The 12344-nt window shown below is 26.5% G+C and carries 15 protein-coding genes; 7 read left to right on the top strand and 8 right to left on the bottom strand.

Translation table 11 applies throughout. The features are described from left to right. The first annotated feature begins 5 nt into the window (after positions 1-5). A complete protein-coding gene (locus Q1X91_RS01215) occupies positions 6-1958 on the top strand; it encodes a methyl-accepting chemotaxis protein (protein WP_300752553.1) in 1953 nt (650 codons plus the stop codon). Continuing rightward, positions 1955-2428, top strand: coding sequence for a CvpA family protein (locus Q1X91_RS01210; protein WP_300752575.1), 474 nt, complete (start codon positions 1955-1957; stop codon positions 2426-2428). Before Q1X91_RS01215 ends, Q1X91_RS01210 begins: the two co-directional genes overlap by 4 nt. A 50-nt stretch (positions 2429-2478) precedes the next feature. On the opposite strand, the gene Q1X91_RS01205 is transcribed toward Q1X91_RS01210, so the two are convergent. The 7 genes from Q1X91_RS01205 to Q1X91_RS01175 all read right to left on the bottom strand — a co-directional run bounded on the left by Q1X91_RS01205 (position 2479) and on the right by Q1X91_RS01175 (position 8287). Next, on the bottom strand, positions 2479-2700 hold the full coding sequence (locus Q1X91_RS01205; RefSeq protein ID WP_013114837.1) for a putative Se/S carrier-like protein: 222 nt from the start codon (positions 2698-2700) through the stop codon (positions 2479-2481). Then, complete coding sequence (locus Q1X91_RS01200) at positions 2694-3812, bottom strand: aminotransferase class V-fold PLP-dependent enzyme (RefSeq protein WP_300752550.1); 1119 nt, start codon at positions 3810-3812, stop codon at positions 2694-2696. Before Q1X91_RS01200 ends, Q1X91_RS01205 begins: the two co-directional genes overlap by 7 nt. Positions 3813-3826: 14 nt before the next feature. Continuing rightward, positions 3827-4396, bottom strand: a complete 570-nt coding sequence (yedF, locus tag Q1X91_RS01195) for a sulfurtransferase-like selenium metabolism protein YedF (protein ID WP_020004549.1) — start codon at positions 4394-4396, stop codon at positions 3827-3829. A gap of 81 nt (positions 4397-4477) precedes the next feature. Further along, positions 4478-5284, bottom strand: a complete 807-nt coding sequence (locus tag Q1X91_RS01190; protein WP_300752545.1) for a metal ABC transporter permease — start codon at positions 5282-5284, stop codon at positions 4478-4480. A 117-nt stretch (positions 5285-5401) separates the two neighbouring features. Next, a complete protein-coding gene (locus tag Q1X91_RS01185) occupies positions 5402-6499 on the bottom strand; it encodes a cell surface protein (protein WP_300752543.1) in 1098 nt (365 codons plus the stop codon). Between the two features lie 116 nt (positions 6500-6615). Beyond that, a complete protein-coding gene (locus Q1X91_RS01180) occupies positions 6616-7356 on the bottom strand; it encodes a metal ABC transporter ATP-binding protein (RefSeq protein WP_300752541.1) in 741 nt (246 codons plus the stop codon). A 25-nt stretch (positions 7357-7381) separates the two neighbouring features. Beyond that, positions 7382-8287 (bottom strand): zinc ABC transporter substrate-binding protein, encoded by a 906-nt coding sequence (locus tag Q1X91_RS01175; protein ID WP_300752540.1) that lies wholly within the window; start codon positions 8285-8287, stop codon positions 7382-7384. 181 nt (positions 8288-8468) lie between these two features. On the opposite strand from Q1X91_RS01175, the gene Q1X91_RS01170 reads away from it, so the two are divergent. The 4 genes from Q1X91_RS01170 to Q1X91_RS01155 are packed head-to-tail and all read left to right on the top strand — an operon-like array spanning position 8469 to position 10715. Continuing rightward, a complete protein-coding gene (locus tag Q1X91_RS01170; protein ID WP_300752539.1) occupies positions 8469-8873 on the top strand; it encodes an META domain-containing protein in 405 nt (134 codons plus the stop codon). Positions 8874-8892: 19 nt separating this feature from the next. Then, complete coding sequence (locus Q1X91_RS01165) at positions 8893-9303, top strand: META domain-containing protein (protein ID WP_300752537.1); 411 nt, start codon at positions 8893-8895, stop codon at positions 9301-9303. A gap of 7 nt (positions 9304-9310) precedes the next feature. After that, the gene (locus tag Q1X91_RS01160) at positions 9311-10039 is read left to right on the top strand and encodes an ABC transporter permease (protein WP_300752535.1); all 729 of its coding nucleotides are present in this window, start codon (positions 9311-9313) and stop codon (positions 10037-10039) included. Next, positions 10029-10715, top strand: a complete 687-nt coding sequence (locus Q1X91_RS01155) for an ATP-binding cassette domain-containing protein (RefSeq protein WP_300752533.1) — start codon at positions 10029-10031, stop codon at positions 10713-10715. The genes Q1X91_RS01160 and Q1X91_RS01155 overlap by 11 nt, the downstream gene beginning before the upstream one ends. Before the next feature lie 296 nt (positions 10716-11011). On the opposite strand, the gene Q1X91_RS01150 is transcribed toward Q1X91_RS01155, so the two are convergent. Further along, complete coding sequence (locus Q1X91_RS01150) at positions 11012-11686, bottom strand: suppressor of fused domain protein (RefSeq protein ID WP_300752531.1); 675 nt, start codon at positions 11684-11686, stop codon at positions 11012-11014. A gap of 144 nt (positions 11687-11830) precedes the next feature. Here Q1X91_RS01150 and Q1X91_RS01145 point away from each other — a divergent pair, with 144 nt between their 5' ends. Next, positions 11831-12322 (top strand): tetratricopeptide repeat protein, encoded by a 492-nt coding sequence (locus Q1X91_RS01145; protein WP_300752529.1) that lies wholly within the window; start codon positions 11831-11833, stop codon positions 12320-12322. The last annotated feature ends 22 nt before the right edge of the window (positions 12323-12344 follow it).

Below are 12344 nucleotides of genomic sequence, written 5' to 3'. Positions count from 1 at the left end.
TAGATATGAATATATTATCAAATTTAATATTAGGATATAATATAACGATACTCAAATTGTTAGTGCCTATTATTGGTATTTCTTTAATGTCAGTATTTATTATGCTGTATCTTTTGCTTTCTATCAAAACGAAAAAGGCTATATATATTACTATTTCTGTTACACTTACATTTATACTTATTTATAATATTATATCTCTGATTATAATATTTTTTGAACTTTACGGCATTAATAAAACGGCTGCTTTAAATATGTATACTATAGACAATGTACTGATACTGATTGCTGTAATGCTTATGCCTATAAATACAAAGAGTTTTATATCTGGAAATAAAACTTTATCAAATTTGAATAATGTGGTATTTGTAATAGGTATAGTTTTATCTGTTGTATTAATAGTGTTTACGATAATATATCCAAGCAGATTTTTGTCAGTTACTATTAATTATTATGATTCTTCAAGTGTATCATATTTCTTAAGACCTAGAGGGCTGTTTTTCTTGTTAAGATCTTATATTATTTTATTCATAATTTTTGTAATGTTTATATCTGCTTTATCTGATATGATAATGAATTATAATTATAAAGTGAATATTCCTATGATTATAGCTAATTCAATATCATTAATTTTAGTAGTAAGATATTTATATGTAGACAGAACTTTAAATGGGCTTGATTTTGATAGAATAGGTCTTGCTATAATAATATCATCTTCTTTCAGATCTATATCAATATTTTCTTCATTTGCAAAAAATGCTCTTGATTCCATAAAGAAAGAAAGTGTATTAAATAATAGACTTCATCTTAATTTGAGAACTTTAAATAATATAGATAAAATATCAGAAGAATTAAATAATATAGATAAGAATTTGATGGATACATCTATGTTTGTATTTGAAATAGATAAAGAAACCAAAGATGCTTATAATATTATTAGTTCTAAGATAGATTCTATATTAGAGGCTAATGATAAATTAATAGAAGCAAAAAATAGTAAGAAGAATCTTATAAAAGACGGATTAAAATATACAAATACTATCTTTACATTTTTTGATAAGTATAAAGCCCAAATGCAGGAACATTTCAGAGTATTAAATCAGACAATATCAAATTTGAAAGAATCTGATTTTTCTAATGAACAAATAATGACTTTGAAAAATGAATTAAGACTTATAAAAGAAAGTTTAATTGAAACATCTAATAGGTTTTTAACTATTATATTAGAATCAGCAGATCAATTTAAAGATGTAAGTACAATAACAGAAGCAATATACAGCACAATAGAATATATAAAATCTATAACAAATAAAACAAATCTTTTATCTATCAATGCTGGAATACAGGCATCTAAAGCAGGTTTTTACGGAAAGAGTTTTTCTGTAGTGGCAAAAGAGATAGGTGCTTTATCTTTTGAAATATCTAAAGGCACAGAAGCAATAGAAAAAATGCTTACAGATATATTTGCAGGATTAGTAGTAATAGAGAACTCTTCATTTTATATACATGATCACTGTAAAATCATTTCAGAAGAGGTGAGCAATATTACAGCAAATATTGACAATCTCATTAATAAAATAGAAACTGATATCAGCAGCGATTCTAAAAAATTAAGTAATTTTAAATCTTTAGAGCAGTATAATGAGGTTATGTCTAATATTTTGATAAATCAAAACTTGATAGTATTATCCATAAAAGAAAATATTGCTGCTATGCTTGATGTTCAGAATAATTTAAATGCAAAAATAGAATATCAGAACCAAGATATTTATAAAATATTTAATAATTTTAACAATATAATAAAAACTAAAGATGAACTTAATGATATAACTAAAAAAATAGGAAGTTATTCTTCATTCTCTCATACTGATATAGAGGCATTATCAAATATTATAAATACACATAGGAAGAAAAGCAGCTTTACATTTGCTCCTATTATAGCTTTATTAAAGAAATCATAATGATTACTATTGATACATTATTGATTATAATATTGGCTGTATTATTTATATATGGTTTTGCAAAGGGGCTTATCTCTATTATTATACCTATTGCAGCTGTAATATTTTCTTTTATAATAGCACCTCTTATATATAATCACATGTCAAAGTATTTTGATCATTCTATTATTTTGAAGATTATATCTTTAATAGTTACTTATTCTGTTATAAGGATAATACTTTCAAAGGTAGAAAAAAGTATAAAGGATATTTTGAAAATGATATATTTATCTTGGGTTGATAGGATTATTGGTGCTGCTATAGTATTATTTGCCGCCTGTATTATTATTTATTTTTTATCTTCGATAATTATGTATTATTTTCCAGAATATTTTAACTATATAGAAAAATCAAAAGTGATTAATTTAATATTCGGATTATTTAAGAATAATTATATATCAGATTTTATCAATAATAGAGATATATTATAAAATTAAATGCTTATTTTTTATTACTAAAAAACAAGCATTTAAACATTTTTTTAATTTTCAGTATCTTTTACCTTTACAACTAAACCAGCCGCCTCAAGTAATGACACTATATATACTTTGTCATTATCTTCTATATCTATAGCCATATTGCATACGCCAAATACAGGTTCAGGTGCTGGTCTTACAACCACTTCTATTCCAGCATCAAGTAAAATTTTCTCTGCCTTAATTAAATCTCTGGGTGTTTGTAAATAACAAAAACTCTTTACCATAATTCATTTCCTAATGTATTAATTAAATATTTTAAATCTTCTTTCGTAGTATATGGGGAGAAAGAAAATCTTATAGCACCATTACTATTTTTATAAAAATTATGTGCCAAAAAAGCACAATGAAAACCATATCTGCATTCTATATTATAGTCTTCATATAGTTTATGAGCTAAATCCGACATACTTATAGAATTAGTAGTTATAGAAAATACAAATCCTTGCGTATCTTTATTTTTAGACCATACTGTTTTATATTTATTAAGATTTTCTATTTTGTTTATTGTGCTTACTAAATCTTCTATTGTAATATTCCAAACAGGTCTGTTTTTCAGTGCCGCCAAGAGTCCTATAATTCCAACAGTATTTGGAGTTCCTGCTTCATATATTTCAGGCACACTAAAAGGAGTTTCATATCCATCTCCAAAACCGCCCCCGAAATATGCGGGATTTAGTTTTTCTGGATTTTTAACATAAAAACCGCCTGTTCCAGTAGGTCCTAAAAGCCCTTTATGCCCAGTAAATGCTATAAAATCAGCATTCCACTCATCAGCTTTTACTTCATGCACTCCCACAGCTTGAGTAGCATCAACAAGCAGAGGTATATCACCTATAGCTTCTTTAATTTTAGCTATAGGCTGTATTGCCCCGCTGATATTACTCTCCATATTAACTATAACTAATGATATTTTATCTTTTTTTATTATATTTTTTAGAGCATCTATATCTATTAAACCGCCTTCTAATGAAGGTATTATTTCATATTCTACATTTTTATTTTTATTTAACTTATATACTGGTCTTAATGTAGCATTATGCTCTAAGGTTGATATCAATATTTTACAGTCATGCAAGTCCAAACCTATAAGTATATCGTTTACAGACCTAGTTGCCCCAGAAGTAAATATTATATTGGCATCATTTTTAGTACCTATGAATTTTTTAGCTAATATTTCTCGGCATTCTTCTATTTTCTGAGTTGTTTCTTTACCTCTTTGTGTATTAACTCTTCCATAGGTACCGCCTACATTCATTAAGAAATTATACATCTCTTCGGCAACTTCTTTTGGTTTAGGAAAACTAGTTGTAGAGTTATCAAAATAATAATTTTTCATAATTAAAATAAGTTTTATGCTCTTATTACAGCAGAAGCATTAGCCATAGCTTCTATAATTCCAAGCATATTAGTTTGTTCTTCTACTTTAATTCCTTCTAATTCATAAAATTTAACACAAGTACCGCAGAAAAATATTTTAATTCCTGCATCTCTTAATTCCTGAAGTAAAGTTTTATAAGGTTCATCAATACCTAGATAAACACCGCCGTTATAACAGTATAAAGCTTCAGGTTTTGGATTAGCATCTTTTAATGCTCCCAAAAATGATTTTAATAATAATTCTCCAAGTTCATCATTTCCCTGTCCCATTAGTTTTTTATCAACTACTGCTATTACAGGTCCTGATGATTTTTCTTTGCTGTTATTCAATGACAATTCTTTATTTTTTACAATTTTAAAGTTTTTACCTTCATTAGTGTATGTTATACCGTTATTTTTTAAGAAGTCTGTGATATTGTGGAAAGCCACATCATCATCTATAAGTACTTCTATTTCTTCGTTTAATGCTGCATTAGTTAGTGCAGTTTTAGTTAGAATTAATGGTTTTGGGCAAGGCACGCCTCTAGCGTCTATAGTTTTCATAGTCTTACTTCCTTAAATAATTTTGTACTATAATAATATATTAAAATCGTTTTATTGTCAATTATGTATTATAAACTTATATTATTTATTAAAAACTTTTGATGATTTTATTGAAAGTATAGCTATAAAAGTTATTATACTTATCAAAACTATAGTAGCACCTGGTTTTAATCCTTTATAGTATGAAATAAATATTCCAAGTATTGTAAAAAATAAATTAAAAAGCACAGCATAGATAATAGTTTTTTTATAGCTGTTTGCAATCTGCATAGAGCATGCAGCAGGAACCACCATCATTGAAGATACTATTAAAGATCCTATAGTTCTTGCGGATATTGATACGGCTGCCGCTGTAAGTATTGTAAATATAAAGTTTATTCTATTAACTGGAACACCTGATAATTTAGCTAATCTTTCATTAAATGTTATATAGAAAATTTCTTTATATAAAAAAATAAAAATAAGTATAGATATTGAACTTATTAATATTATTAACTTTAATTCAAAATCACTTATAGCAACTATACTTCCAAATAAAAAACTGTTAAAATTAGAATTGTTTGAAACAAATCCCGAGAGTATGCCAGCAATTCCTATCGATAAAGACATTATAATTGATATTGACATCTCTCCGTATTTTGATATTTTTTTTCTGATAAACTCAATGGATAAAGCTGCCAATATACAAAATATGATTGAAGCTGCTATAGGGTTAATATTAAATACAAGTCCAAAGGCAGCACCTGCAAGAGATGTATGAGATATAGCATCTCCTATCATAGAAAGCCTTTTTAATACAACTACTACACCTATGCATGGTATAATTACAGCAAGCATAATACCTACTATAAAAGCCTTACGCATGAAATCATACTGAAATATTTCCATATAAGTTTTCCAAAAAATAATGATAATTTAAGATATTATACTATAATTATTTAAAAATGAAAGTTTATAAAAGGGCTTATATAAGCCCTTTTATAATAAAATTATATTAGATATTTATTATTCATTGCCAAAAGAAGGTAAATACCAAGTGATACCAGTAGTAGTTTCAAAGTATACAGGTATAGAATTTCCATCTGGGGCATAATCTCCATTAACGTCCATTTCAAAGTACCATTCTAAATCTTCAACAGGTGTGATATAAAGTTCAGTGTATGCAGACCAAGCTAATGCATGAGTAAGAGAAGAACCTTTTAATCCGTCATCAATAATAGAATATCCTAAACCAGGTTCCATATACAAAGTAACTATATCGCTGCTTGCTTCTAACCCTAGAGTAGGAAGTATTGATAATTGATAAGTTTCTCTTTCAAGTAAATCAGCACCTGTATTCATAGGTATTATTACACTGTCTGAATATACTTCATAACTGCCTAAAGTTTTTCCTTTAGCACCTAAAGAAGTATCATAAGTAACTTTAATAAACGGAGTAAGAGAAACGTTTCCAACTACTGCTCCAAAGTATAGTCTAAAATCAAAACCGAATGATGAAGAATTATATTTACTTACAGCATCTCCTTTTGCTGTTGTTTCAACTGTACCGTATTTTAATGTTAATCTTAATTCTTTAAAAATATCCATACCTGTATAATATCTTATTTGAGGATCAAGACTTATTCCTTTATGTGTATAATCTTCACTTCCATATAATTTATCAGTAATGGCAATCTGTACTGGAACTACTATTCTTAAATTATTATCTAAAGCATTAACAGCCAAAACAGGAGTATGTATATCCAATTTTTTATCTACAATGGCAAAGTCTTCTGATATTCCAGCATAAGTATAATTATATCCAATACCTACACTTATTAAGCTTGATGTATAAGCTATTCCAGCAGATATAGTTGCATCCAAAGTAAAATCATTATCAGAAGAAGATAGTATTGAGCCTAAATAACCAGTATTAGCCCTAAAGCCAAATGTACCTTTAATAGTATTGTTTCCTAATGTAAATCCTAATTGATCCATTCTAGCTCTGAATTGGTTTCCATCTGTAAGAAAATCAATCCAATCATTATTATTGCCGTACATACCAAAAACTAATGCATTGCTTATAGATAGTACAGCAATTACAGTAAATAAAACTTTTTTCATAATTAAAGTCTCCTAAGAAAATTTAGGAAATTATATATATTATATACTAAAAAATCAAATTTATTTTACATTAGAATATATTTTGTTAATTAATATAAAAAAATATATAATCAAAATCAGCATGAACAAGCATCATCACTATTTGGGTGTTTATGCTTATGTGAAAGCTCTATATCTATTTGATTTTTTTCAAGCTCTATTAAAGTCCCGTCTTCAAAACAAAATATTCTATTGGATATTTTTGATATTCTTTCCACATCATGCGTAACCATTATTATAGATACATTTTCATTTTTATTTAAATTATAAAGTATCTTGTATATTAGTTCTGTAGTATCTCTGTCAACTCCGTTAGTAGGTTCATCTAGTACAAGTAAATCTGGTTTAGATATTAGGGTTCTAGCTAAAAATACTCTTTGTACCTGACCGCCTGAAAGTTTGTATATCATTCTATCTTTATAATTTTCCATACCTAAAAGTTTTAAGGCTTCTATAACTTTATTATGATGTTTTTTATTAGGAAACCTAAATAAACCTATATCAGCGAAATTATTAGACATAACAATTTCATAAACTGTAGCTGGAAAATGTACTATTTTAGAATATGCATTTTGTTCTAAATAGCCGATTTTGTTCCAATCTTTAAAATTGTTTATATCTTCTTCATACAGTTTTATACTTCCTTTATATTGATGAAGTTCTCCTAGTATAAGTTTTAATATAGTGCTCTTTCCAACTCCGTTAGAGCCTATTATAGATACAAAATCTCCTTTATTTATATCAAAACTTATACATCTTAATATATCATCTGAAGTATATCCAAAATGTACATTTTTAAACTCTATAACTTTATTCATAATATTATTCTTTTATATTAATATCTTATTGATTAAGACCATTAGTCAATGATATGAGATTTTTTTCCATCACAGAAAAATAATCTTCTCCATTTTTTATATCTTCTTCGCTTAAAGATTCTATTGGGTTGAGAGTGTATGTAAGAGCATCGGTTTCTTTAGCTATAGAATCCACCAATTTTGAACTTGAAAACTCTTCATAAAATATAGATTTTATATTATTATCTTTCATAAAGCTTATTATTTCTGACATAGCTTTAGGATCAGCCTCATCTCTTGCAATAGCCGCTTGATTTAAAGAATATTCTTTACAGAAATGTCCGAAAGCAGGGTGGGTTACTATAAGATTGGTATTTTTTACATTAGATAAATTATCTCTGAAAGTTTTATCAAGTTCATCTAAACGTACAGCATATATATTGTAATTGGAATTATAATAGTCAGCATTATCTTTATCTATTTCTGAGAGAGCATTTTTAATATTTTCCATTTGTTTTTTTGCTTTTATAGGAGAAAGCCAAAAGTGAGGGTCTAATTCTTCTTTTTCTATACCATATGAACTTTCTAAATAATTTAAATCGTTTATACTTTCTTTTACAGTATCGACCCAATGTTCCATTCCGCCGCCGTTATATACAAAAAGGTCTGCTTTGGTTAAATTACCCATATCTTTTGAAGTTATTTCAAAGTCATGCGGTTCTGAACCAGAGGACGTCATATTATAAACATCTGCTTTTTCTCCGCCTATTTTTTTGGCAAAGTCATATATAGGGTATATACTTGTATAAATCTGAAGTTTTTCAGTATTTGATTTTGGCTTATTGATTACAAGATAATCTTCCTGTGATTGACTGTTATTATCTTTTGTAGTATTATTATTACAGCTAATAATTAATATTAATATAAAAATAGTTGTTATAATTTTATTCATATGTTAAAAATCCTTTAATAAAGTAATTGATAAATATAATTTTAATATTATAATACTATAATTGTCAAATTTCAATATGTTTTACTGCACTAACATTTGGATAATATATAAAAATACATATTCAAATATAAAAACTTTTTACCGACAATAATAAAGGTATTATAAATTAAATAGGATAATTATGAAATATATTGTACAGGTTTTAGCCATATTATTAATTATATTATCTTGTTCAACTACAAAATCTGCTGCCCATACAGAAATTAATACGGATAGTCTTAACGGCAGAAAATTTAAATTGGTAAGTATATATCCAGAAATGAATATTACTATAGAGTTTACTCCAGATACTATTTTTGGATTTTCTGCTGTTAATGATTATTCATCATCATATATGCTTGACGGTGATATATTTAATGTATTATCTATAACTATGACAAAAAGAACTGGAAGCAGAGAGGAAATTGCAGCTGAAATTGAATATCTTAATATGCTTAAAAATGCCACTTCATATGAGATTAAAGGAAAAAAATTAACAATATATACATTGTTATCAAACAATAATTTAGTGTTTGAAGAAATATAATTATTATTGGGATATTTTAATGGTGAGAAATTTTGTATTAATATTTAGTTTTATTATGATAATTTTTATAAGCTCCTGTGCTTCATCAAAGAAATCAATAACCGTATCTACAAGTACGCTTAATGGAAAAACATTTCAGCTTACTAATATGTTTGAAGGAAGAGGTATTACTATATCTTTTTATAATGAAGAGTTTTACGGATACAGCGGTTTTAATACTTATTTAGGAAAGTATGAAATGAGAAGAGGCAACATGATTATATTTAAAGATATGGTTGTTACAAAAATGGGCGGAGAATCAGAAGCTATTGAGACGGAAAAACAATATATTGAGCTATTAAACAAGGCATCTTCTATAGAACTTACAAGCAATATGCTTACCATAATAACATTAGATGAGGAAAGGCTTGTATTTAAAAGAATAAAATAAAAATGAAATGAATAATAAAAAAATTATATATATATTACTTGGTATAATTATCTTTATTTTATTATGGTGCTTTATTTCTATTAAAATTAATTCTGAAATAATATTTCCAAATATATTTACAATAATAAAAAAGTTAGGCGATATTGTATTAGAAAAATCATTTTATAAGGATTTGATGTACAGTATATTTAGAGTATTTGCGGCATTTATTTTATCTTTTTTTTCTGCTTTTTTATTTGGGGTATTATCAGGTATATTTTTACCTTTAAGATATGTACTTATGCCTATAATAAATTTTATACGTACTATACCTACAATACCTCTTATATTGGTTGCGGTAATATGGTTTGATAATAATACAGTTCCTATATTTGTTTCTATGCTTGTTATATTTCCTATAATATATGATTCTATTACTAACGGCATTATAAATGTTGATAAAAATCTTATAGAAATGTCTTTATCTTATAATGTTTCTTTAAAAAATCAGATAATCAGTCTTTATATACCTTCTATAAAACCTTATGTATTAACCGCTCTATCACAGTCTATGGGTATTACTTGGAAAAGTATATTAGCAGCTGAAATATTGGCTCTTCCCAGCTTTGGTATAGGAAGCAGACTTTATGAATCGCATTTATATTTAGATACTGTAAGTTTATTTGCCTACTCTCTTATTGCTGTAATATTTAATGCTGTTTTTGAAATCATTATAAGGATTACTCATGACAGATAAAATATTTAAATTAGAAAATATAAATCTATCATATAAAGATTTAATAGTATTTAAAAATTTTAATATAGATTTTCATTTAAATAGTATAAATATAATATTAGGCTCTTCAGGTTCTGGAAAAACTTCTCTTTTAAATATAATCTCTTCAAATATCGCTAAAGATGATAAAGCATTTGTATATCAGGAACCTAGACTTCTTAATTATTTAAACTGCTATAAAAATATAGAATATGTGCTGAAAGATAAAATAAAAGAAAAAGATAAGAAAGACAAAATAGCTGAACAAATAAAATATTCTTTAGAAATGGTAGGGCTAACAAAAAATATATATTCAAGACCAAGTGAATTAAGCGGCGGAATGAAGCAGCGATTATCACTTGCAAGGGCTTTAGCTTATGATTCAAATTTTATACTTATGGACGAGCCATTGCAGGGTCAGGATATAAAAAAGAAAAAAGAGCTTATTGATATAATAAAAAAAATACAGTTAAGTACAAATAAAACTTTTTTCTACGTTACGCATGATGTATCTGAGGCTGTTATGCTTGGAGATTATTTGTATGTGCTTTCAAATAAATCAGGATATACTAAACTTATATATGAGAGAGATATAAAAAATAATGATTTAAATAGTGTATTACAGTCAGAACTAATAGAGGTTTTAATTGAGGGCTAATTTTATATATACCTAAACAAGTTTGTCAAAAAATAAATTTTTAAATTTAGTATTTGTGAAGCACACAGTCGTGCCGCACCCCAGTTCTTTTGTGACGCTGTCCGCCTTCGGTGTGCCGCAAATAAGCAAAAAGGCTATATATTATTCTAAATTTAGAAATTTATAATACATGTAATACGTAATTAGTACGATTTGATAATAATTTCAATACTTGCACTTTTTGCAACTTTTTGCGGCGGGAAAAAGTTGAATAAAAAATTGACAAACTATATTTGTTAAGGTATATACTGCAATATTTACAATAAAGAAGCCCTGCTGTAATCTGTTATATCTGTGCCTATTTTCTGTGCTAATTCTTTTACTGTAATTTTTTTGTCATATATTGCATTAAGTTCACTGTCAGTTGCTCCAATAAGCTCAACAAAAATAACTTTTCCGTTAGGTGTATCTATTTCTCCTGCTTCATCTGGTATTGTTATAAAGCCTGTTATTTGAGATTTTTGCTTTGAGTCTATTCCTTCTTTCTGCTTAGTCCATATATATTGGTACGGATTAAATATTGAGCCGCTTTCAAATACATATCCTGCTAGTTGCTGTAAAAATCCTACTGCTGATTTTATTTCATCATCTGATGCATCTTCATCTTTGGTATTATTAGCTTGTTTTTCATTCATTTTTAATTTAAAAGTAAGTTCAAAACCAAATCCGCTGTATTCTTTATTTTCTGATTCTTTTTCATAAAGCTCACTAAATCCATAAGTAACAAAATGATAGTATCCATTTCCTCTGTAAACGCTTACTCCGTCAAGTGGATCTTTTCCTCCAAGTTCATAGCTTATTATAGGTCTGTAGTGTAAAGGATCTTTTTGTTCTTTATATATTTTTTCAAAAGTTTTAGTTATGGCATCAAAACCAGAAGTGTTTATTTCTTCGTTATTTAAATCATTATTGTTTAAATTTTCTATGCTCATAATGTTCTCCGATTATTATGTTAATTATTAAAATTTAGTATAACAGAAAAGATACATATATCAAGATATTTTAATTATTACTGCTTGAAAAATTATAAAAATATTCTAATATACAAATTATAAATTGATATTCAGGATAAATGAATGATAAAAAAAGAAATACAGCAATTATTTGAATTAGGAAAAAAAGATTTTATAGAAAAAAGATATGAAGATGCTATTTATAGCTTAGAAAAGATAATTGATATTTACAATAAAGATTTAGTTTTTTATTCTGATAATGAATATATTATTTATAATGAAGATGATACTGATAATATACATGCTCTTTTGGCTAATACTTATTATAATATAGGGGCTTCCAAGCATAATCTTAAAAATTATAATGAGGCTATAGAATATTTTAATAAGACTCTAGAATTGGATTCTTCTTTTTTTGATGTTTATTACAGTAGGGGAGTAGCTGAGTATCATTTGAAATTTTATGAAAATGCCGTTTCTGATTTTACTAAGGCTTTAGAAGTTAATCCTAATTTGCAGAATGCATATTATATAAGGGCTTTATGCTATGCTAAGATAAATAAACATAAAAAGGCTATTGAAGATTTTGATATATTGCTTAACAGTTTCGATTAAATAAATTATATTTACTATTATT

Source organism: uncultured Brachyspira sp., from assembly GCF_949287625.1.
Lineage (GTDB): Bacteria > Spirochaetota > Brachyspiria > Brachyspirales > Brachyspiraceae > Brachyspira.
This window is presented reverse-complemented; position numbering and strand designations above follow the sequence as displayed.